Genomic DNA, 21,563 nt, shown 5'->3' on the forward strand with positions numbered 1-21,563 from the left:
CCCATGACCAGTGCGGTCGAGGTCACCGCGCAGCGGCTGCGGGACCGCGGCGAACGGGTCACGCCGGCACGCCTCGCGGTGGTCGAGGTGCTCGCCGGCACCGAGGAGCACCTGAGCGCCGAGCAGATCGGCGAGCGGGCAGAGCAGTTGCGCCCCGGCATCCACCGCGCCACCGTCTACCGGGCCCTGGACGCGCTTGGCGAGTTCGGCCTGGTCACCCACGTCCACCTCGGCCGGGCCGGGACGACGTACCACTTGGCCGGTGATCTGGCCCCGCGCCACCTGCACCTGCGCTGCTCGGAGTGCGGCACCGTGTACGACGCTCCCGGCGACATCCTCGAGGCCGCCCGGAAGAAGGTCCAGCGCGACCTCGGCTTCCAGCTCGCCCCCGAGCAGGTCGCCCTGGTCGGGGTGTGCGCCGACTGCAGCCGCTGACGGCTTGTGTCACCACTGGCGGGTTGTAACGCGCCAGTCGTCGCACAAGCCGCCACCGACCGATTCTGGCCAGGAGGTGGCTGTCCATATCTGTTGATCGGTGTGGATTCATGAACAAATTAGGCTTAGGGTCGATGTCTGTGACCCATGACCACAGCTACGTCGAGGACTTTGCTCCCGGCGCCAACGTGCTTCCCCCGCGTGCCTGGCTGGATGACGACTCGGCCAAGCTCCCGCTGACCGGCGACTGGAGTTTCCGGCTGTCGCCGAGCGTTGCCGACGCCCCCGACGACCTGAAGGACCCGGACACCTCCGGCTGGGACACCATCGCGGTCCCGGGTCACTGGCAGCTCAGCGGGTACGGCGCTCCGGCCTACACCAACGTCGTCTACCCGTTCCCGCTCGAACCGCCGTTCGTGCCGACGGACAACCCGACCGGTGACTACGTCCGGACCGTGACGATCCCGGCGGACTGGGCCGGCGCCCGGGTGGTGCTGCGGTTCGAGGGTGTCGACTCCCGGTTCGCGGTGCACGTGAACGGCGAGCTGGTCGGCTGGTCGTCCGGATCCCGGCTGCCGTCCGAGTTCGACCTCACCGACTTGGTTGCTCCCGGCAACGAGGCCCGGATTGCGGTCCGGGTGCACCAGTGGTCGGCCGGCAGTTATGTCGAGGACCAGGACATGTGGTGGCTGTCCGGGATCTTCCGCGAGGTCAACCTGGTCGCGCTGCGTCCTGACGCCCCCACCGACGTCTTCGTCAAGGCGGCGTACGACCACGTCGACGGCGCCGGCACGCTGGTCGTGGAGTCCGACGTTCCCGGCACGGTGAGTGTTCCCGAGCTCGGGCTGGAGCTCCCGACCGGCGAGCACACCCGGATCGAGGGTGTGCAGCCGTGGAGCGCCGAGGTGCCTCGCCTCTACGACGGTGTGCTGCGGACCGAGGGTGGTGAGGTGCGGCTCCGGATCGGGTTCCGGACCGTTGCGATCGTCGACGGTGTGCTGACCGTGAACGGGAACCGCGTGCTGTTCAACGGGGTCAACCGGCACGAGTTCCACCCTGACCGGGGCCGGGCGCTGACCGAGCAGGACATGCTGGACGACGTACTGCTGATGAAGCAGGCCGGGATCAACGCGGTCCGGACCAGTCACTACCCCCCGCACCCGCATTTCCTGTCGCTGTGTGACGAGTACGGCCTGTACGTGATCGACGAGTGCGACCTGGAGACCCACGGGTTCGGCTACGAGCCGGAGCCGCCGAAGCTGCCGAACCCGGTGATGGACCCGCGGTTCCGCGACGACCTGGTCGAGCGGATGCGCCGTACCGTCCACCGGGACAAGAACCACCCCTCGATCATCATCTGGTCGCTCGGCAACGAGTGCGGGATGGGCGAGAGCCTCAAGGCCATGTACGACCTGGCGAAGGAGATCGACCCGTCCCGGCCGGTGCACTACGAGCGCGACACCGAGGTCGAGTTCGTGGACATCGCCTCGCAGATGTACACCGCGCCGGAGCGGCTCGCCGAGATCGGCGCGGACCCGTCGCTGTACAAGAACCTGCCGTTCATCCTGTGCGAGTACGGCCACGCGATGGGCAACGGGCCGGGCGGGCTGCTCGACTACCGCGAGCTGTTCGAGAAGTACCCCCGGCTGCAGGGCGGTTTCATCTGGGAGTGGATCGACCACGGCCTCCGGACGACCATCAACGGCCGCGAGGTCTACGCGTACGGCGGTGACTTCGGCGAGACGATCCACGACGGGAACTTCGTCTGCGACGGATTGCTGTTCCCGGACCGGACGCCGTCACCGGGCATGCTCGAGTACATCAAGGTGATCGAGCCGCTGCGCATCGTTGCTGATGGCAACGGTGGTGTGTCGATCACCAACCGCTACGAGGTCCTCGCCACCAGCCACTTGACCTTCTCGTACGTCGTGGAGGTCGAGGGTGAGCAGGTCGACGCCGGCGAGCTGACGGTGCCGGCGATCGCGCCGGGCGAGACGGCGACTGTGTCGTTGCCGGCGGTGGATGCATCGAACCCGGAGACGTGGGTCACGGTGACCGCGGCGCTGGCGAACGCCACGTCGTGGGCCGAGGCGGGACATCGCATTGCCTGGGGCCAGGTCCGGCTCGATGCGCCGGCTGATTCAACCGAGGTGAGCGGTGCACCGGCTACGAATGTGGTGGCCGGCGTTGGCGGGATCAGCTTCGGGGATGTGCGGAACGCTCGGCTGGATGTGTGGCGCGCGCCGATCGACAACGACGCCAACCCCGGGGTGGCGAACGCCTGGCGGGAGGAAGGTCTGCACCGGGTGCAGCACCGGATCGTGTCGCAGGGTGAGCGCGACGGTGCCTGGGAGGTCGTCACCCGGACCGCACCCCCGCAACTGCAGTGGGGTCTGGTCAGCACCTGGCGCTGGACCGCTGTCGACGGTGCGGTCGTCCTGGACCTGAACGTCGTACCGGAGGGCCTGTTCCCCGAGGTGCTCCCGCGGCTCGGGATCACCTTCGAGCTGCCGAAGGTCGAGCGGGTCGAGTGGTTCGGCACCGGTCCGAACGAGGCGTACGTCGACACGCGTGAGGCCGCGGCGGTCGGCAAGTACTCGGCCACCGTCGCCGAGCTGCAGACGCCGTACGTCCGCCCGCAGGAGAACGGTCACCGCATCGACACCCGCTGGGCCGCTCTCACCACGCCCACCGGCAGTGTCCGGATCGACGCCGTCGGCACCCTCTTCGGCCTCACGGTCCGCGACTGGACCACCCACGACCTGGAGACCGCCAAGCACACCGCCGACCTGACCCCAGGCGACACCACCTACGTCACCCTCGACATCGCCCAAACCGGCGTAGGCACAGCCGCCTGCGGCCCCGCCCTCCCCGACCGCGACAAACTGAAAACCGCCCCGGCGCGGCTGTCGCTCCGCTTCACCAGCTAGACCACGGGCCGGGGAGGGTTTCCTCCCGATCCGGTACAGAAACCCTCCCCGAACCACGCCGTCAGGGTGGGAACGTGACGTCAGGCGATCAGATCGCGATGGCTGGGCGGGGGGATACCCGGTCGGCCGGGGGGTTGTAGGTGTGCCAGGCGCTGGATAGGCGGGTTACTGCTTCGGTGAGTTCTTCGGGGCGGGCTCGGAAGTGGAGGCGGACGTAGGGGTCGCTGTTGCCGGTGACGTCGAGGCCGGAGCCGGGGAGGATGGCCAGGCCGTGGCGTAGGGCGGTTTGGGCGAAGGAGTTGCCGTCGCCGTGGGGGAGGCGTACCCAGAGAGTCTGGCCCCCTTGGATGGATGGGACGCGCCAGGTCGGTAGGTGCCTGGTGAGTAACCCGCGCAGGTGGTCGTGGCGAGTTTGTAGCTCGGTGGCCAGGTCTAGTTCGTCCAGCTCGTCGACGAGGTGGGCGGCGGCTAGTTGGGCGGGGACGTTTCCGCCGAGGTCGTGGACGGCGCGGAGGCGGGCGAGGCGGTTGGTCAGGGGTGCGGGTGAGCGGATCCAGCCGATTCGGAGACCGCCCCAGACGCTCTTGCTGAGTGAGCCGATCGAGATCACCGCATCGCTGTAGGCCGCCATCGGCACCGGTTGCGACGTACCTGGGAAGCCGAGATCCGCCGGCACCTCGTCCTCGATCAGCGGTACGTCGGCCGCCGCGGCAGCTCGTGCCAGCCGCTCCCGGACGAGCGGGGACAGCACGAAACCCGTCGGGTTCTGGTACGTCGGAATCACGTAAGCCAGCCCTGGACGCCGTTCCCGCACCGCGGCCTCGAAGCCCTCCAGACCAACCGGCAGCCCACGCAGTACGGCGGCCTCCTCGCGGAACGCCTCCAGCGCGCCCGGGTACGTCGGCGCCTCGACCAGCACCTGGTCGCCGGGTGAGAGCAGCGCATGCGCCAACAGGGACAGCGCCTGCTGCCCGCCGTTCGTCACCAGGATCTGGTCCGGTGCAGTCGGTACGCCGCGATCGGCGTACCGCTGCGAAATGGCCTGCCGCAGGATCGGGTGGCCGTACGGGTAGTACCCGATGTCACCGCTGATCTCCCGCAGCGACGGCAGAATCCGCTCGTAGGCCTCGGCCAGCTGCGGCGGTGGGTCGCCGGGAGCGGCGCAGATCGCCAGCAGTACGTCGTCATCCCGAGACTCCAGCGAGTCCAGGAAGATCGGGTCGACCGGCGCATCCTCGACGGTCCCCGACGGCCGGCTCCCCACCACGCGCGTCCCGCTGCCCTGTCGCCGAGTGATCCGGCCTTCCGAGCGCAGCAGCTCGTAGGCGGCGACCACAGTCGTCCGGCCGACCGCCAGAGCCGCCGCCAGCGCCCGGTCCGGCGGCAGCAGCGCGCCCGGCGGTAGCTCACCGTCGTCGATCAGCCGGCGCATCCGGGCCGCGAGCAGCACGTACAGCGGGCCGCGGCCCGATGACCAGCGGCCCAGACGGTCGCACACCTCGATTGGTCTCATTCGCGAACCAATTGTGCCGGATTGGCTCTGGGGTGACCAGACCCGGGCTCGGACGATGGCGGTATGGCCACCTTTCCTCGCAACGACATCGTGTCCCTGACCGACATACAGCCCACCCACGAGTTGGGCGACAGCTACGGACCGGACCTGCGGCTGGCGGATCTACTGACCCCGGAGTTCGGCGAGCTCGAGCTCGGCTACGGCACCGCGTACGGCGATCTGCGGCTGCGGACCGCGATCGCCGAGCGCCACGGCGTTCGGCCCGACCAGGTCGTCATCACCGTCGGCGGGATGCATGCGATCTTCCTGCTCGCCTATCTGGTCGCGGACCGCGGCGGCCAGGTCGTCACGACCGCGCCGCTGTTCCCACTGGCCCGCAACTGCTACGAGTCCGTGGGCGCCGACGTACGTGTCATCCCGCTGTCCTTCGATGACGGCTACCAACTGACCGTCGACCACGTCCGTTCTCGCCTCACGCCGGACACCAGGCTGGTCAGCCTTGCGACACCGCAGAACCCCTCTGGGGTAGCGGTCGATCGCGCCGTTGTGAAGGAGATCGTCGACGCGATGGCAGCCATCTGCCCCGACGCGTACCTGATGGTGGACGAGACCTACCGGACCGCGGCGTACGGCGATGATCCGATCGCGGAGACCGCCGTACACCTTGGCCCGAAGGTGGTGTCGGTCGCGTCGCTGTCGAAGTGCCATGGGGCCGCGGGATTGCGGATCGGCTGGCTGGTCAGCACTGACCCCGAGCTCGTCGACCGGATGGTGACCGCCAAGTTCAACACCGTCGTGAGCGCGGCGCCGCTGACCGAGGCGCTCGCCGTCCGTGTCTTCGAGCAGGAGGACGAGATCCTCGGCGTGCGACGCCGTTGGCTGGCCGACGCGTTGGTCACGACCGAGGAGTGGGTGCGCGCGAACGACACCCTGGTCGAGTGGATCCGCCCCGACGCCGGCGCCTTGTGCTGCGTCCGGCTGAAGCCTGCGGTCGCGGTCGACCGGTTCCGTCAGGCGGCCGCGGAGCTGAGCGTGCGCGTGGCCGACGGCGACTGGTTCGGCGACGAGCCGCGGGTCTTCCGGCTCGGGTTCGGATTCCTGCCGCCGGTCGAGCTGAAGGCAGCCCTCGATGCCCTGGCGACGGCGCTGCGTCAGGCTGTCCACGCCGCCGACTAGTCTTTGGGTGTGCCGGAGGTTTATGACCCGCTGACTGATCCTGCACCGGCGCATGATGTGCGCGCGGTGTTGCGGATCCGGGCGTTCCGGCGACTCTGGGTGGCCTTTGGGCTGTCCAGCCTGGGTGACTGGATCGGCCTGCTGGCACTGACCGCGATGGCGAAGTCCTTCGCCGGGGACGACTACCAGGCGGCGAACTTCGCCATCGGCGGTGTGCTGTTCCTCCGGGTGCTGCCCGCGTTGGTGATGGGACCGGTGGCCGGCTGGGTCGCGGACCGGCTGGACCGGCGCTGGACGATGATCGTCGGCGACCTGATCCGGGCCGCCTTCTTCGTCACCATCCCGATCGTCGGCACGCTCACCTGGCTGCTGATCGCGACCGTGCTGATCGAGATCGTCAGCCTGGTCTGGGGCCCGGCCAAGGACGCCAGCGTGCCGAACCTGGTGCCCCGGCACCGGCTGGAAGCGGCCAACCAGCTCAGCCTGATCACCACCTACGGCTCAGCCTTGCCGGCCGCCGTCATCTTCACCGCGATCACCCTGGTGACCCGCGGGCTGGGCGAGCTTTCCATCGACCTGGCCGTGTACGTCAACGCGGCCACCTTCGTCGTGTCGGCGCTGGCGATCGTGTCGGTGGCCGAGATCGGCCGGGCCGTGCACGAGCACGAGCAGCATCCGACGCTGTGGCGGACCGTGGTCGAAGGGTGGTCCTACGTCACCGGTACGCCGGTCGTCCGCGGGCTCGTGGTCGGTATCTCCGGTGCGTTCGCGGCCGGCGCGGTCGTGATCGGCCTCGGTCGCACGTACGTCGAGGACCTCAAAGCCGGCGATCCCGGGTACGGCGTGCTGTTCGGTGCCGTGTTCGGCGGTCTCGCCCTCGGCATGGGGTTCGCGCCGCGGCTGTTCTCCGGTCTGTCCCGGCGGCGGTTGTTCGCGGCCGGACTGGTCGGCTCCGGGGTCTGCCTGGCCGGGCTGGCGCTGATCCAGCAGCTCGAGATCGCCACCATGATCGCGGTGCTGCTCGGCTTCTGCGCCGGCGCGTCCTGGGTCTCCGGCTACACCCTGCTCGGCCTCGAGGTCCCGGACGCGGTGCGCGGCCGGACCTTCGCCTTCGTCCAGTCCGCCGTACGGACCGTTCTCGCGGTCACGCTGGCGATCGCTCCGTTCGCCGCCGGTGCGCTCGGCCGGAACACGTGGACCATCGGCGGCAGGTCGTTCACCTACAACGGCGCCGCGCTGACGATGCTGATCGCCGCCGTGCTGGCGGGCGTGATCGGCGTCGTCGCCTGGCGGCAGATGGACGACCGTCCGGGGGTCCCGTTCTGGCGCGACGTACGGCGGAGCTTCGGCAAGACTCCTGGCGTCTACCCGACCACCGGCCTGTTCATCGCGATGGAAGGTGGCGAGGGCGCCGGCAAGTCGACCCAGTCCGCCATGCTGGTCGAGTGGCTCAAGGAGCAGGGCCAGCAGGTCCTGCTCACCCGCGAGCCAGGTGCGACCGACCTCGGCAAGACGCTGCGGCAGATCGTGCTCGACCCGGCGACCGGTGACATCTCGCATCGCGCCGAGGCCCTGCTGTACGCCGCCGACAAGGCCGAGCACGTCGACTCGGTGATCAAGCCCGGACTCAAGGCGGGCGCGGTCGTCATCACCGATCGTTACGTCGACTCCGCCCTGGCCTACCAGGGATCCGGGCGGGACCTGGACCTGTCCGACGTGGAACGGGTCAACCGCTGGGCGACCGACGACCTGCGGCCGAACCTGACCATCCTGCTCGACCTGCCGCCGAAGAGCGGACTCGACCGGTTCACCGAGCGGGACCGGATCGAGGCCCAGTCGCACGACTTCCACCTGCGGGTGCGGAACGCCTTCCTCGAGCTCGCCGCGGCCGAGCCGCAGCACTACCTCGTCCTCGACGCCACCCAGGACCGCGAAGAGATCGCCGCCCAGATCCGCGCCCGCCTCCAACCGATGCTGCCGAAGGTGGATCTATGAGGGTTTGGGACGACTTGGTCGGGCAGGGGCCGGCGGTTGCCGTGCTCGAGAAGGCTGTGGTGGCCGCGGCAGCCGGGATGCGGGGTGAGCGCGGGGCGGCGGTGGCCGGGATGACGCATGCCTGGCTGATCACCGGGCCGCCCGGGTCCGGCCGGTCGAATGCGGGCCGGGCGTTCGCGGCCGCGTTGCAGTGTGCGAACCAGGGGTGCGGTGAGTGCAACGAGTGCCGTACGGCGCTCAGCGGCGCGCACCCGGACGTGTCGCTGATCCGCACCGAGCTGCTGTCGATCCGGGTCAGCGAGATCCGCGAACTGATTCGCCGGGCCGCGATGAGCCCGACCCAGGGACGCTGGCAGGTGATGGTCGTCGAGGACGCGGACCGGCTGACCGAGCAGGCCGCCGACGCGTTGCTGAAGAGCATCGAGGAGCCGTCGCCGCGGACCGTCTGGGTGTTGTGCGCTCCGACGGTCGAGGACGTCGTACCGACGATCCGGTCGCGCTGCCGGTTGCTCGTGCTGCGGACGCCGCCGGTGGACGCGGTGGCGACCATGCTGACCGGGAAGCTCGGTGTGGATCCGGAGCTGGCTGGGTTCGCGGCCCGGGCGGCCCAGGGCCACATCGGCCGGGCCCGGGCGCTGGCCCGCGACCATGAGGTGCGGGACCGGCGGACGAAGGTGCTCGAGGTCCCGTTCGCGCTCCGCGACCTCGGCGCCTGCCTGAAGGCCGCGCAGCAACTGCTCGAGGCGGCCAGGGAAGAGGCGAAGGCCAGCGCCGCGAAGGTCGACGAGAAGGAACGGGCCGAGCTCGAGCAAGCGCTCGGCGTCGGCACCAAGGGCGCCAAGCCGCGGGAGGCGAACGCCGCGCTGAAGGAGCTCGACGAGCAGCAGAAGGCCCGGGCCAAGCGCTGGGAGCGCGATGTGCTCGACCGGTCGCTGGTCGACCTGATCGCGCTCTACCGCGACGTGCTGATGGTTCAGACCCGCTCCGGTGCCGAGCTGATCAACGCCGAGCTCCGCCCGAACATCGAGCAACTCGCGGGCCGGACCACCCCTGAGCAGACGATTCGAAGGATCGACGCGCTCGCCGCCTGCCGAGAGGCGATCGAGACCAACGTCGCACCGCTGCTGGCCCTCGAGGCGATGACGATCGGCCTGTTCGAAGGGTGAGACCGCCGTCCGTTCAGCGGGCAGCGGCTGTAACACCGAGACCGGCGGGTCCGATGTTTGGGTGTCCGGGCAGACCGTTCGGGCCTCCTTGCCCGAACGGACCTGAATGACGCAGCCGCCTCCGATCCAGCCTGCCCGGCCTTCGTTGCCGCCGGCCGAGTCCTGGCTCGCGGGCGTTCCGACACCCGCGCAGCAACGCCAGGACCGCTACGCCGTGGCGGCGCTGGTGACGAGCCTGCCTGGGCTGGTGCCGATCGCGGTAGTGCTGGCCGGGATCGCGCTGCGCCGGCTCAAGCGGTCCGGCAGCCGCGGCAAACGACTCGCGTACGGCGCGCTGGCGATCAGCGCGTGCTGGGTGATTGCGATCGGAGTCGCGGTCGCGCTCGGCCTGTACGGCGAACGACGGGCGGGCATCGGCCGTACCGTCGCCATCTCGGAGGTCGCCGTCCAGCAGTGCTTCGACGCGGACCTGGAGGCGGACACGCTGCGGGTGGTGCGGATCGCCGACTGTGCGGTCGCGCACACCGGCGAGGCGTACGCGAAGGTCCAGGCCAACCTGGCCCGGTTGTCGGCCGAGGACAAGGGGACGGTCGCCACCCAGCAGTGTGCGGTCGCGTTCGGCGCCTTCGTGGGCAAGCCGTACGAGCAGTCGGAGCTGGACATGTACTACGTGGTGCTGGCGGATCGTCCTCTTGCTGACGGCAATGTGCTTTGCCTGGTCGGCATGCCGGGGACCCGGTTGACCGGTACCATGCGCGGGGCGCAGCGGTAACACCAGCGGGGGAAAGCACTGGGGGAAATGTGAGTCAGCCACCGTACCGACCGGAGCCGGAACGGCCCCAGGACGTGCCCAGGTCTTTCCCGACCTACGGCCGTCCTGACCAGCACCACACCCAGCAGTCCGGCGGCCAGCCGCCGCAAGGGCAGCCGGGTCGTCAGCCGTCGTACGGGCCGGCGGGTGGATCGACGCAGTGGGCGGCGCCGGGGCAGCCGCAGCAGCCTCAGCCGGCCGGACAGTCGCCGTACGGGCAATCGCCGTACGGTCCGCCGGGTGGTCAGTCGCCGTACGGTCCGCCGGGTGGTCAGGCGCCGTACGGGCAGCAGGGTGGTGCGCCGTACGGGCAGCCGCAGTACGGGTATCCGTCGGCGGGGACGTGGCCGGCGCCGTACGGGTATGGCTATCCAGGTACGGCCGGTCGCGGCAACAACGGGCTCGCGATCGCCTCGCTGGCGACCGGGATCGGCGGTTTCTGCATCGGCATCGCCTCGCCGGTGGCGGTCGGCCTCGGCATCGCCGCGTTGGTGCAGATCAAGAAGCGCCAGGACGACGGCAAGGGCATGGCGATCGCCGGCCTGGTGCTCGGCGGCCTGGGCACGCTGGGCTGGGCGTTCTACCTCGTGCTGATCGTCGCCCTCGGCTGGTTCGGCGCCAGCAGCGACGACGACTACTACGGCGCGCCGGAGCCCACGTCGTACTCGACGCCGGACACGTACGTCGACGACCTCGCCGTCGGTGAGTGCTTCGACGAGGGTGACGAGGAGGACGAGGTGGTCCGCCAGTCCTGTTCGGTTCCGCACGACGGCGAGATCATCGCCGGCGTGACGCTCCCGGCCGGCCCGTACCCGGGTGACCGGGAGATCGACAAGGCCGGTGAGCAGGGCTGCGCCACGGAGTTCGCCGAGTACGTCGGGTCGACGGTGAAGACCACCAAGCTCGAATGGGACTACTGGACCCCGACCAGACAGCTCTGGAACGCCAACGACCGCCTGGTCGTCTGCGCCGCCTACGGCCCCGACTTCGACCAACTCACCGGAAGCGTCAAGGGCACCCGCCGCTAGGCGTACGGGGCTACAGCCCACGCGTGGGCTGTTCCTGTAGCCGGTGGAAGTACGCTGGCGGCGTGGGCATGGTGATGGCGGTGTCGTTCGAGCGGTATGGGCGGCTGTACTACCTGGACCCCGGCCCGCATCGTCCGCGTGTCGGGGACAAGGTGCTGGTGCCGACCGATGACGGTCCGGAGGTGGCGGAGTGCGTGTGGGCGCCGCAGTACGTCACGGAGGACATCGGCGGCTTGCCGCTGTGTGAGGGCATCGCGACCGCGGCGGACCTGGACCGGGACGAGCAGAACCGGCAGCGGCGCGCCGACGCGCGGGTGATCGCGAAACGGCTGATCCGCCAGCACGGGCTGCCGATGAAGGTGGTCGGGATCGACTTCGTCGACCGCCGGCCGGACGTGGACCAGTTGGTCATCGTGTACTTCTCCGCGCCGCACCGGGTCGACTTCCGCGAGCTCGTCCGCGACCTGGCCCGCGGGCTGCGGGCCCGGATCGAGCTGCGCCAGGTCGGTGCCCGCGACGAGGCCCGGCTGCAGGGCGGGATCGGGCCGTGCGGCCGCGACCTGTGCTGCGCCACCTTCCTGAAGGACTTCGAGCCGGTCAGTGTGCGGATGGCGAAGGACCAGGATCTCCCGCTCAACCCGCTGAAGATCTCCGGCGCCTGCGGGCGGCTGATGTGCTGCCTGAAGTACGAGCACCCGCTGTACCAGGAGTTCAACGCGAAGGCGCCGCCGGCCGGCACCCGGGTGGAGACCCCCGCGGGTGATGGAGTGGTGGTCGGACACAACGTGCCGAGCGACACCGTGGTGGTGCGGCTGGCGGCGTCGGGCCGGCGCTGCGCGTGCAGCCGGGCGGACGTCTGCTCGCCACGCCAGCAGTACGAAGCCTCCAGTACGACGACACCGGACGCACCGCCGGTCGAATCAGCGGCTGACGTCGTACCAGCGGCCGCCGTACCAGCGGAGGCCGCACCACCGGAGGCCGAGTCGGTGGCGGCCGAGTCGGCGGAGGACGTCGTACCGGCGGTGGAGGTCGAACCGGCGGAAACGGAGTCGCCGGAGGAGCGGCGCCGACGGAAGCCGCGGCGGCGCAGGCGCTTGCACCATGACGACGAGGGAGACAACTCGCAGTGAGATTCCGCAGGACGACCGCAGCCCCTCGAACGACGCGAGGCGTTGCGGTCCTGCCCAAGGTCCTGCCCAACCGCGGGGTTGCTCTGTTCGCGGTGCTGGCGGTGCTGGCGAGTGGCTGTGGGGTCGCGAGCCGGGCCCAGGACGCGGGCGACCGCAGCACGAGCGGGACGACCGGCAGCAACCCGACCAAGGGGCCGGCAGGTCCCGTCCCCGCCGGGCTGGAGAAGTTCTACGAGCAGCAGCCGGACTGGGAGCGCTGCGGCTCCAACCAGCAGTGCGCGACCATCACCGTGCCGCTGGACTACTCCAAGCCGACCGGCGAGACGATCGAGCTGCGGGCGCGCAAGGTGCTGGCCCGGGACCGGGCCGGCAAGGTCGGCACACTGTTCATCAACCCGGGCGGTCCGGGCGGGTCGGGGCTGGATTTCGCCGCCTCGGCCGGGTTCGTGCTGGGCGCGCAGCTGCTGCGGAAGTTCGACGTGATCGGCTGGGACCCGCGCGGCGTCGGGCAGTCGACTCCGGTGCGCTGCCTGGACACCGCGCAGCTGGACAAGTTCATCGCGACCGACGGCAGCCCGGACAACGAGGCCGAGATCAACGAGCTGAACAGTGTGTCGAAGACCTTCGCGAACGCCTGTGAGCAGCGCTCCGGTGAGCTGCTGCCGCACGTGTCGACCAAGGACGCCGCTCGCGACATCGACGTACTGCGGGGGATCGTCGGCGACTCGGAGCTGTACTACCTCGGCATGTCGTACGGCACCTACCTCGGCGCGACGTACGCCGAGCTGTTCCCGAAGAACGTCGGCCGGCTCGTGCTGGACGGCGCCGTGGACCCGTCCAAGACCTCGAAGCAGAACAACATGGCGCAGGCGAAGGGCTTTGACACCGCGCTGGACGCGTTCGCGGAGGACTGTGCGCAGCGGTCGTGCCGCCTCGGCAGCACCAAGCAGGAGGTGCTCGCCAAGGTCGACAAGCTGATCGACGACAGCGACGCGACCCCGCTGCCGGGTGACGGGAAACGCCAGGTCACGCAGGCCCTGGTGGTGCTGGGTGTCATCTTCCCGCTGTACGTGAAGGACTTCTGGCCGCGACTCGAGGACGCGGTGCTGGACGGGCTGGCCGGTAACGGCGCCCGGCTGCTGGCGCTCGCCGACGAGTACACCGACCGGGAGCCGAGCGGCTACACGAGCAACAGCAACGAGGCGATCTACGCGGTCAACTGCCTGGATCGCCCGGACATCAGCTCGATCGCGCAGGCGAAGGCGGAGGAGCCGGAGTACAAGGCCGCGTCACCGCGATTCGGGTCGTTCCTGCTCTGGGGATCGCTGGCGTGCGCGAACTGGCCGGTGAAGGCCGAGGACAAGCCGCACGCGATCAAGGCGTCCGGGGCGAAGCCGATCGTGGTCATCGGCACCACGCGCGACCCGGCGACGCCGTACGAGTGGGCCGTCGGCCTGGCCGGCCAGCTGGAGAGCGGGGTCCTGATCACCCGTGACGGCGACGGTCACACCGGCTACAAGGCCGGCAACGCCTGTGTCGACAACGCGGTGGAGAGCTACCTGCTGCAAGGTACGGCGCCGACCGCCGACATCAAGTGCTAGCTCAGTGCTCAGTTCGGCCGGGTGTCGTTGTCTGACGGCGGCAGCTGCAGCGTCGTGGTGGCGTGCTCGAGGACGGCGCGGAGGGCCGCTTCGTCCTTCGGGCGGCCGCCGACGGTGACTTCGACGGCGGTGCTCTCGCCGCCGTCGGTGGAGATCCAGCGGGACAGGCCCATCCGCGGTCCGCGGGTCTGGTCGACGTACGTGTAGATCAGGGTGCCGTTGTCGCGGCCGAGCACCTTCAGATCCGGCTCGTCGATGCTGCCGGCGCGGCTGTCCGCCAGCTCGGCCGGGGACTGCTTGCTGCCGCGCGTGTCGAACCGGATCTGCCAGACGCCGGTCGGGTCCACGAACCGTGGACGGGTGCCGTCCTGCTCGCTGGTCCACCCGGTCGGGACCTCGGCGGACACCTGGTCGCTCTTGGTGCCGAAGGTCTGCAGCGTGTACTGCAGCGAGCCGGCCTGCAGGCAGTCGGCACACGACGGCGTGCTCGGTGCGGGTTGGCTGTTCACGATCCCGACGGGTGTGTCGTTCCCGGTCAGGTCCCCGTTGATCGCCAGCACGGTGCCGAATACAGCTACGCCGACGGTCATTCCCGCCAGCGTCATCAGCAGCGCCTGGTGCCTGGGCGTGAGCATCCCGACCTCGCTTCCCGATCTGTCCCTGCTGATTATCGACCACGAAGGGGGCGACCCCACAATTTCCGCGTACGCTGGCACGTCGTGGATCCCGTTTTGGACCAGGCACTCCAGCGGTACGACGCCGGTACGGCGGAACGCGCCGACCTGAAGCTGCTCACCAAGCACCTGCTGAAACTCCTGGTCGCGAAGGCCCCTGGACACGCGGTCGAGGTCCGCGTCCCGCCGTACGGCGCGGTGCAGTGCATCGAAGGACCCCGGCACACCCGTGGCACCCCGGGAGCGGTCGTCGAGCTGCCGCCGGAGCTGTGGATCGACCTGGCCCTGGGCCGTGCCACCTGGACCGACGCCCGCGCCAGCGGCAGACTCCGCGCCAGCGGCGAGCGCACCGACCTGAGTCCGCTGCTCCCACTCGTCTGAGGGTTGACAGCCGGCCGGGCTGTTCCCGTCCGGAAGGTTGACGCCATGGGCAACCAATCGGTCCCGGGGGTAGAACGAAAAGGGTTCTTCCCGGGGTGACTTCCCATGTCACTATGTGCCGGTGGCATCAAGTGTCCGTGCACGCCTTTCCCGGCTCCGTGTCGATCTGACTCCGTGGCATGGTTCCCGGGACTTTCGCATCCTGGTGATCTCGGGTTCCGTCTTCTTTCTGGGCGGCATGGTCGGGTATGTCGCATTGCCGTATCAGCTGTACCAATTGACGCATTCGAACTTCGCCGTCGGCGCGATGGGTCTGGTGACGATCGCGCCACTCGTCGTGTTCGGTTTGTACGGCGGAGCGCTCGCGGACCACGTCGACCGGCGGAAAATGCTGATCGGCACCGGTATTGCCCAGGTCGTCATTTGTGCTTTGCTCCTCGCCAACACCCTGCTCACCAATCCACAGGTGTGGCTCATTTATGTCTGCGGCGGTCTCAACGCGATCGCATCGTCTTTGCAACGGCCGAGCCGGGACGCCCTTTTCCCGCGGGTGGTGAAACACGAGGAGATGCCGGCCGCGGTCACGCTGAACGCGCTCATCCTCCAGGTCGGTCAACTGGCCGGTCCCGCGCTCGGCGGCGTCCTGGTCGCGACGGCGGGCGTCGCCTGGGCGTTCACGGTCGAGTTGGCCGGTCTCGCCGTCGCGACGCTGCTGTACCTGCGGCTGCGGCCGTACAAGACGAGCGAGCACAGTACGCCGCCGAGCCTGCGCGCGATCGGCGAAGGCATCACCTACGCGTTCCGGCGCCGCGACCTGCTCGGGACGTACGCCGTCGACATGGTCGGGATGTTCCTGGCGATGCCGATCGTGCTGTTCCCGGCGTTCGCCACCGAGGTGCTGAAGGAGCCGAAACTGCTCGGTCTCCTCTACAGCGCGGAGGCGATCGGGGCGATGCTCGCGACCCTGACCAGCGGCTGGGCTCGCCGGGTGCATCACCACGGCCGGGCCGTCGTGCTGGCGACCATCACCTGGGGCGCCTCGGTCGGGGTCGCCGGGCTGGCGCCGAACATCTGGTTCGCGATCGCGTTCTTCGCTGTCGCCGGCGGCGCGGACATGATCTCGGGGCTGTTCCGCGCGGTGATCTGGAACCAGACCATCCCGGACGAGATGCGCGGCCGGCTGGCGGGGATCGAGATGCTGTCCTACTCGCTCGGCCCGCTCGGCGGCCAGTCGCGGTCCGGCCTGGTCGCGGATCTGACCAGCGTGCGGACGTCCATCGTCAGCGGCGGTGTGCTGTGCGTCGCCGGCGTGGTGGTGACCGCGGCCTGGTTGCGCGACTTCTGGCGGTACGACGCCCGCACCGACGAGCACGCCGTACGGGAAAGGGAGCTCCGGGCTGCCGCGGAAGCGGGGTGAGTCTGTCGGTCCGGTCAACTACAGTCGGGTCATCATGCGTATCCGTCCTGTAGTGCTCGTGGTGGTGCTGGCGCTGGCCGGGTGCGGCGGGCCCGGCAACGAGACCGCGCCGAACGTGCCGCCGCTGGTCTCGGTGAGCACCCCGCCCACCCAGACACCCTCGCAGACACCTTCGGAGACTCCGAGCACGCCGCCGACCGCGAAGATGGCGGAGACGCTGTGCGTGCGGATGGACCAACAGCTGGTGCAGTCGACGCTCGGCGTGCCCGTGGTGACACTCCAGACCAAGCCGGTGCCGGCCGACTTCGGTCTGCCGACGTACGACGTCTGCCAGTTCGGGCTCAGCACCAGCCCGAACGGTCCGCTGCTGCGAGTCGAGGTTTCGGTGCTGCCGGCAACGAAGGCGACGCTGACCGGCGCGCAGAAGGCCTACGCGGCGACGAAGGGCGAGCCGGCCAAGCCCGCGGCGGTGGGTGAGGGCGGCTTCGGGACCAGCACGTTCGTGGTGTTCCTGCTGAAGGGACGGCTCTACAAGGTCAGTGGCCCGGCGGCGACGCCGGCGAAGTACGTCGTACTCGGGCAGGAAGTCGTCCGGCAGGCGCCCGGGTTGCCGGAGCCGCAGCCGCTGATCGCCCGGCCGGACTGCGAACGCGGGTCGTCCGCGGCGGCGAAAGTGATGGGCGCGCCGGCCATGGTCCGCCGCGACGGGCAGACCGCGCTCGGCGACCTGGTCTGCGGCTGGGTCAACCCGACCAGCGTGCTGTCCACCTCAGTACGCCGTACGCCGAACGCGGAGGCGTTGATGGCGCCGATCCGCAAGGCCGCGACGTCGCAGTCGATCCCGCTCGGGGACGAGGCGTACGTCGACACCGCCACCGGCCGGACCACGATCCGCGTCGGCGCCGACAAACTGGTCGACCTGGTCCCCCTCCCAGCCCGCGCGATCGACCCGGACACCATGACCGCCTTCGCCCTCGCGATGTCACCCCTCTACACCCGCTGAGCTCTCCAGTGGACTGAGGTAGCCGACCAGGGCGCGGTTGAGCTCGGCGATCCACCGTTCGCGGTCGGGGGCCGGTACGGACACGATCGTGCCGAGCAGGGCGGCGAAGATCTGGGTGGCGACCGCCGCGGCGGTGTCGCGTTGCTCGGCGGGCAGGTCGGGCAGGCGTGCCGCGATGACCTCAGCGACCCGACCGGTGACGGCCTGCTGGAGTGCTCGTGTGGGTGCGGTCAGGCGGTCCGGCAGGTCGCCGCTGCTGAACAGGGCCTTGAAGCCAGGGTTGGCGAGGTTGACCGCGACCATAGGCCGGATCATCCGGTCGACCATCTCGGGCAGCGGCAGCTTGGCCATGCTGAGGTCGAACGCCTCCTCGTGCGCGGCCTTCAACTCGACCCGATAGCGCTCCGCCAGCGCCTCCGCGAGCGCCTCCTTGTTGGCGAAGAACTGGTACAGCGTGCCCGGCGAGACGCCGGCCTGTTTGGCGATCGCGTTGGTAGTCGCCTTCGCGTACCCGACCTCGGCGAACACGACCGCCGCCGCGTCAGTCAACTGCTCCATCCGCCGCTGCCCACGCGCCTGCCGCCGCGGTTCCTCGGGCATCCGCCATCCCTTCGTTGACAAACACGAGTAAATGCTCGTATTTTCTCCGTATGCGAGCAACTGCTCGTGTTTCGTCATCCTAGCGCCGCCGGCCGGCGGCGCCATCTGGGAGGTCCGCCGTGTCCGCACCCACCCTCGAACGCCCGGCGGAGCCAGGCCGGACCACCACTGGCCGAACCCTCCTCGATCGGCTCGGGTGCCTCGTGGTTCGGCGTCGCCGGGTGGTCGTCGTGCTCTCCGCGGTGCTGACCGTGCTGGTTCTGGCGGTTGCCTCCGGGGCTCTGAATGCCTTGTCCCTGTCCCGGATCGCAGACCCCGCGTCGGAATCGGATCGGGCCAGGCGCGTCCTCGAGGCTCAGTTCGAGACCGGCCCGCCGAACCTCGCCTTCCTGGTCACCGCGGACTCCGGCACCGTTGACGATCCCGCCGTACGGGCGTCCGGCGTCAAGCTGACCGAGGAGATCGCCGACCGTACCGGTGTCGCCGAGGCGGCGTCGTACTGGTCGCGGGGTGACAGTCCCGCCTTGCGCAGCAAAGACTCTCGTCAGGCGTTGGTGCTGGTCCGCGTGCCGGGAGATGTGAACGAGGCCCGGGCCCGGGTCGGTGAGCTCGCGAAAGAGTTCGCCGGTCAGGGCAACGGGATCTCGGTCCAGTCCGGCGGTCAGGACGAGGTGTTCCGGGAGATCGGTGCGCAGGCGCGGGAGGACTTCCTGCGCGCGGAGTTGATCGTCCTGCCGATGGTTCTGCTGCTTCTGGTGCTGATCTACCGCAAAGTCTCACTGGCCCTGGTGACGCTGGGCGTCGGGATCTTCGCGGTCGGCGGTGCGCTCGCCGGGCTGCGGGTGATCGCCGCGGTGACCGAGGTCTCCACCTTCGCGGCGAACCTCTCGCTGGTCATGGGTCTCGCCCTCGGCGTCGACTACTGCCTGTTCGTCATCGCGCGCTTCCGCGAGGAGTTGGCCGGTGGTGCGGAGGTCGGAGACGCTGTGGTGGCCGCGGTCGCCACGGCCGGCCGGACGGTGTTCTTCAGCGGCCTGACGGTCGCCATGTCGCTGCTCGCGCTGCTCTTGTTCCCACTGCCGTTCCTGCGTTCGTTCGGGTATGCCGGTGTGCTGGTCGTGGCTTCGGCCCTCTTCGGTGCCCTCGTGATTCTCCCGGCCGCGCTCGCCCTGCTCGGCCGGCGTGCCGCCGGAACGGTTGCCGAGCGCAACGAGGGGAGATGGTTCCGGCTGGCCCACTGCGTGATGCGGCGCCCGGTGCTGACCGGTGGCGCGATGCTCGCGCTGATCCTGTTGCTTTCGGCGCCGGCTTTGGGGCTGCGGCTCGGTCTGCCCGACGCACGCATCCTGCCGGCCGACGCGAGTAGCCGGATCATGGCCGACCAGGTCCGCGCCAACTTCGGCCAGGAGGAATCCGATGCCCTGTACGTCGTGATGCCGGCAACGGATCAGGTCGCCGCGCTCGCGCCGTACGCCGAGACGCTGTCGAAGCTGGACGGTGTTGCCCAGGTGGACACGTACACCCGGAACGGAGGCGCCTACCTGACGGTCACGCCGACCCAGGACGTGCTGGACGGTGATGTCCCCGGTTGGGTGGAGCGGGTGCGGGCGGTCGAGACGCCGTACGACGCAGTCATCGGCGGGACGCCGGCCGAGATGGTGGACTGGCGGTCGGCGTTGACCGAGCGGATTCCATTGGTACTCGGGCTGATTCTGCTCCTGAGTTTCGCGGTGCTCTGGGTCGCGACCCGCAGTGTGCTGTTGCCGTTGAAGGCGACCGTGCTGAATCTGCTCAGCCTTGCGGTGATGTTCGGCGTGATGGTGTGGATCTTCCAGCGGGGCAACCTGTCCGGGCCGCTCGGGTTCACCGCGACCGGCGTGCTGGAGGCGAGTATGCCGATGCTGATGTTCTGCATCGTCTACGGGCTGTCGATGGACTACGAGGTGTTCATCGTGTCGCGGATCCGGGAGGAGTACCTGCGAACGGGTGACACGGTGGGGGCGGTGGCGACCGGACTGCAGCAGTCCGCGCCGTTGGCGACGACGGCAGCCGCCGTAATGGCGTTGTCGTTCGCGGTCTATGCGACGGGTGGTGTCGTCTATCTGAAGATGATCGGCATCGGGATGGCGGTGGCGGTCCTGGTGGATGCGACCGCGATCCGGGGCGTGTTGCTGCCCGCGTTCATGAAACTGGCTGGTCGGGCGAACTGGTGGAGTCCGGTCACATGACTTCGGCGATGGTGGCGATGGCTTCGGTCAGCTCGCTCGGGGTGCGGGCGGCGTACCCGAGGACCAGGCCCGGGGCGTGCGGGAGTTGGCAGTGCCAGGAGAGGGGGTGGGTTTTCACGCCCTTCTGCAGGGCGGCCGCGGCCAGCTCGACGTCGTTCACCGAGAAGTCGAAGGTGATGGTGAGGTGGAGGCCGGCGGCGGCTCCGTGGACTGTTGCTGTAGGCAAATAGTTGGTGACGGCCCGGACCATGGCGTCGCGGCGGGTGCGGTGCCGGCGGCGGAGGAAGCGGAGCTGACGCTCGAGCTCGCCCGACTCCATCAGGTGGGCCAGGGTGAGTTGCGGGAGTGCCGCGTTGCCGAGGTCGGCCAGGCGCTTCATGTCGATCAGGTCCTGTTTGTACTCCGGCGGCGGCAGCATCCACCCGATCCGGAGCGACGGCGCGAGCAGCTTCGACACACTGCCCGCGTAGATCACCTGGTCGGCCAGCATCGCCCGCAGGGCGGGAACCGGCGGACGGTCGTACCGGTGCTCGGCGTCGTAGTCGTCCTCCATGATCAGCCCGCCCTCGGCCGCCCACTGGATCAGCTCCCGCCGCCGTTCCCCATCCAGTACGACGCCAGTCGGAAAATGGTGAGCCGGAGTCGCCATCACCACGCGGGCCCCGGATTCGCGCAGCAGATCGACCCGGAGCCCGCCTTCGTCGACCGGTATCGGGGGCGTGTCGAGACCCCAGTTCTGCAGGTGCTGGCGGGATCCGAGTGACCCGGGATCCTCGACGGCCATCGCGGTGATGCCGCGAGTCTTGAGGACCTGGGCGACCAGGCCGATCGCCTGGGAGACGCCGGCCACGATGATGAGGTCGTCGGGGTGCGCCGTCACACCGCGATTGCGGGCGAGCCAGTCGGCGACCGCCCGACGCAGCGCCGGCGTACCGGACGGGTCGCCGTACCCGAACTGCGCGGACTCGAGGTCGTTCAGTACCGCTCGCTCGGCGCGCAGCCAGGCGGTCCGCGGGAAGGCGGCGAGGTCGGGTACGCCGGGGGTGAGGTCGATTCGGGCCGGAGCCGCTCGCAGGGTGTCGAAGACGTCCAGGCCCGGCGCGCTCACCACCGGCGGCTCGACCGCGGCAGGCTGCCGCCGGGCGCGAGGCGGAGCGCTCGGCTGGGCTGGGGTTCCAACGGGCGCGGCGACCACGACCGTGCCGGCGCGACCCTGGCCGGCGACGTGACCGTCTTCGGTCAGGCGCTGGTAGGCCTCGGTGACGACGCCACGGGAGACCTGCAGCTCGGCCGCGAGGACGCGGGTGGCGGGCAGCCGGCTGCCGATCGGGAGCCGGCCGTCCGAGATCGCGGCCCGGAGCCGCTCGGTCAGCCAGTCCGACAATCCGCCGGCCGGTGCGTCCGCCGGGTCCAGCTGAAGGAAGTCGGCTCCTGTTTTGGACTGGCCAATTTCGCCCTGATTGGACCTGTTCACT

17 protein-coding genes are annotated in these 21,563 nt (G+C 69.8%); 13 read left to right on the top strand and 4 right to left on the bottom strand.

The window, feature by feature from the left end; translation table 11 throughout:
* Window positions 1-3: 3 nt before the first annotated feature.
* Both AB0F43_RS09640 and AB0F43_RS09645 read left to right on the top strand, forming a co-directional pair.
* Window positions 4-435 (top strand): transcriptional repressor, encoded by a 432-nt coding sequence (locus AB0F43_RS09640; RefSeq protein WP_360473224.1) that lies wholly within the window; start codon window positions 4-6, stop codon window positions 433-435.
* Window positions 436-569: 134 nt separating this feature from the next.
* Window positions 570-3,365 (top strand): glycoside hydrolase family 2 TIM barrel-domain containing protein, encoded by a 2,796-nt coding sequence (locus AB0F43_RS09645; RefSeq protein WP_360473226.1) that lies wholly within the window; start codon window positions 570-572, stop codon window positions 3,363-3,365.
* Window positions 3,366-3,453: 88 nt separating this feature from the next.
* Here the strand turns inward: AB0F43_RS09645 and AB0F43_RS09650 are convergent, their stop codons facing one another.
* Window positions 3,454-4,878 (bottom strand): PLP-dependent aminotransferase family protein, encoded by a 1,425-nt coding sequence (locus tag AB0F43_RS09650; protein WP_360473228.1) that lies wholly within the window; start codon window positions 4,876-4,878, stop codon window positions 3,454-3,456.
* A 63-nt stretch (window positions 4,879-4,941) separates the two neighbouring features.
* Between AB0F43_RS09650 and AB0F43_RS09655 the strand changes: the two genes are divergently transcribed.
* The 7 genes from AB0F43_RS09655 to AB0F43_RS09685 all read left to right on the top strand — a co-directional run bounded on the left by AB0F43_RS09655 (window position 4,942) and on the right by AB0F43_RS09685 (window position 13,785).
* Window positions 4,942-6,054: a pyridoxal phosphate-dependent aminotransferase gene (locus AB0F43_RS09655; protein WP_360473230.1), complete on the top strand. Its 1,113-nt coding sequence runs from the start codon at window positions 4,942-4,944 to the stop codon at window positions 6,052-6,054.
* A gap of 9 nt (window positions 6,055-6,063) precedes the next feature.
* The gene (gene tmk, locus AB0F43_RS09660; protein ID WP_360473232.1) at window positions 6,064-8,049 is read left to right on the top strand and encodes a dTMP kinase; all 1,986 of its coding nucleotides are present in this window, start codon (window positions 6,064-6,066) and stop codon (window positions 8,047-8,049) included.
* Window positions 8,046-9,215 (top strand): DNA polymerase III subunit delta', encoded by a 1,170-nt coding sequence (locus tag AB0F43_RS09665; RefSeq protein WP_360473234.1) that lies wholly within the window; start codon window positions 8,046-8,048, stop codon window positions 9,213-9,215. Before tmk ends, AB0F43_RS09665 begins: the two co-directional genes overlap by 4 nt.
* A gap of 106 nt (window positions 9,216-9,321) precedes the next feature.
* Window positions 9,322-9,987: a DUF4190 domain-containing protein gene (locus AB0F43_RS09670; RefSeq protein WP_360473236.1), complete on the top strand. Its 666-nt coding sequence runs from the start codon at window positions 9,322-9,324 to the stop codon at window positions 9,985-9,987.
* Between the two features lie 74 nt (window positions 9,988-10,061).
* A complete protein-coding gene (locus AB0F43_RS09675) occupies window positions 10,062-11,054 on the top strand; it encodes a DUF4190 domain-containing protein (RefSeq protein WP_360473238.1) in 993 nt (330 codons plus the stop codon).
* Window positions 11,055-11,122: 68 nt separating this feature from the next.
* Window positions 11,123-12,184, top strand: coding sequence for a regulatory iron-sulfur-containing complex subunit RicT (gene ricT, locus AB0F43_RS09680; protein ID WP_360474495.1), 1,062 nt, complete (start codon window positions 11,123-11,125; stop codon window positions 12,182-12,184).
* Window positions 12,181-13,785, top strand: coding sequence for an alpha/beta hydrolase (locus AB0F43_RS09685; protein WP_360473240.1), 1,605 nt, complete (start codon window positions 12,181-12,183; stop codon window positions 13,783-13,785). The genes ricT and AB0F43_RS09685 overlap by 4 nt, the downstream gene beginning before the upstream one ends.
* 8 nt (window positions 13,786-13,793) lie before the next feature.
* Here the strand turns inward: AB0F43_RS09685 and AB0F43_RS09690 are convergent, their stop codons facing one another.
* Window positions 13,794-14,420, bottom strand: a complete 627-nt coding sequence (locus tag AB0F43_RS09690; protein WP_360473242.1) for a hypothetical protein — start codon at window positions 14,418-14,420, stop codon at window positions 13,794-13,796.
* Window positions 14,421-14,504: 84 nt separating this feature from the next.
* Here AB0F43_RS09690 and AB0F43_RS09695 point away from each other — a divergent pair, with 84 nt between their 5' ends.
* The 3 genes from AB0F43_RS09695 to AB0F43_RS09705 all read left to right on the top strand — a co-directional run bounded on the left by AB0F43_RS09695 (window position 14,505) and on the right by AB0F43_RS09705 (window position 17,260).
* Window positions 14,505-14,840 carry a sterol carrier family protein gene (locus tag AB0F43_RS09695; protein ID WP_360473244.1) on the top strand — a complete coding sequence of 112 codons (336 nt, stop codon included), beginning with the start codon at window positions 14,505-14,507 and terminating at the stop codon, window positions 14,838-14,840.
* A 121-nt stretch (window positions 14,841-14,961) separates the two neighbouring features.
* Window positions 14,962-16,257 carry an MFS transporter gene (locus tag AB0F43_RS09700; RefSeq protein WP_360473245.1) on the top strand — a complete coding sequence of 432 codons (1,296 nt, stop codon included), beginning with the start codon at window positions 14,962-14,964 and terminating at the stop codon, window positions 16,255-16,257.
* Window positions 16,258-16,291: 34 nt separating this feature from the next.
* Window positions 16,292-17,260: a hypothetical protein gene (locus AB0F43_RS09705; RefSeq protein WP_360473247.1), complete on the top strand. Its 969-nt coding sequence runs from the start codon at window positions 16,292-16,294 to the stop codon at window positions 17,258-17,260.
* Here AB0F43_RS09705 and AB0F43_RS09710 read toward each other — a convergent pair.
* Window positions 17,240-17,860 (bottom strand): TetR/AcrR family transcriptional regulator, encoded by a 621-nt coding sequence (locus tag AB0F43_RS09710; RefSeq protein WP_360473249.1) that lies wholly within the window; start codon window positions 17,858-17,860, stop codon window positions 17,240-17,242. The two genes, AB0F43_RS09705 and AB0F43_RS09710, sit on opposite strands and share 21 nt — an antisense overlap.
* 119 nt (window positions 17,861-17,979) lie before the next feature.
* Here AB0F43_RS09710 and AB0F43_RS09715 point away from each other — a divergent pair, with 119 nt between their 5' ends.
* Window positions 17,980-20,088: an MMPL family transporter gene (locus tag AB0F43_RS09715; RefSeq protein ID WP_360473251.1), complete on the top strand. Its 2,109-nt coding sequence runs from the start codon at window positions 17,980-17,982 to the stop codon at window positions 20,086-20,088.
* Here the strand turns inward: AB0F43_RS09715 and AB0F43_RS09720 are convergent.
* Entirely contained in the window at window positions 20,081-21,562 is a 1,482-nt protein-coding gene (locus tag AB0F43_RS09720; protein WP_360473253.1) for a PLP-dependent aminotransferase family protein, read from the bottom strand. The two genes, AB0F43_RS09715 and AB0F43_RS09720, sit on opposite strands and share 8 nt — an antisense overlap.
* Between the last annotated feature and the right edge of the window lies 1 nt (window position 21,563).

The organism is Kribbella sp. NPDC023972, from assembly GCF_040639075.1.
In the GTDB taxonomy this organism is placed as follows: domain Bacteria; phylum Actinomycetota; class Actinomycetes; order Propionibacteriales; family Kribbellaceae; genus Kribbella.

Bases quoted from the DNA above. Each gene is read 5' to 3' on its own strand.
- AB0F43_RS09645 (WP_360473226.1), top strand. From the start codon at position 570: ATGTCTGTGACCCATGACCACAGCTACGTCGAGGACTTTGCTCCCGGC.
- AB0F43_RS09690 (WP_360473242.1), bottom strand. From the start codon at position 14,420: ATGCTCACGCCCAGGCACCAGGCGCTGCTGATGACGCTGGCGGGAATG.
- AB0F43_RS09655 (WP_360473230.1), top strand. From the start codon at position 4,942: ATGGCCACCTTTCCTCGCAACGACATCGTGTCCCTGACCGACATACAG.
- AB0F43_RS09710 (WP_360473249.1), bottom strand. From the start codon at position 17,860: ATGCCCGAGGAACCGCGGCGGCAGGCGCGTGGGCAGCGGCGGATGGAG.
- AB0F43_RS09650 (WP_360473228.1), bottom strand. From the start codon at position 4,878: ATGAGACCAATCGAGGTGTGCGACCGTCTGGGCCGCTGGTCATCGGGC.
- ricT (WP_360474495.1), top strand. From the start codon at position 11,123: ATGGTGATGGCGGTGTCGTTCGAGCGGTATGGGCGGCTGTACTACCTG.
- AB0F43_RS09705 (WP_360473247.1), top strand. From the start codon at position 16,292: ATGCGTATCCGTCCTGTAGTGCTCGTGGTGGTGCTGGCGCTGGCCGGG.
- AB0F43_RS09665 (WP_360473234.1), top strand. From the start codon at position 8,046: ATGAGGGTTTGGGACGACTTGGTCGGGCAGGGGCCGGCGGTTGCCGTG.
- AB0F43_RS09640 (WP_360473224.1), top strand. From the start codon at position 4: ATGACCAGTGCGGTCGAGGTCACCGCGCAGCGGCTGCGGGACCGCGGC.
- AB0F43_RS09670 (WP_360473236.1), top strand. From the start codon at position 9,322: ATGACGCAGCCGCCTCCGATCCAGCCTGCCCGGCCTTCGTTGCCGCCG.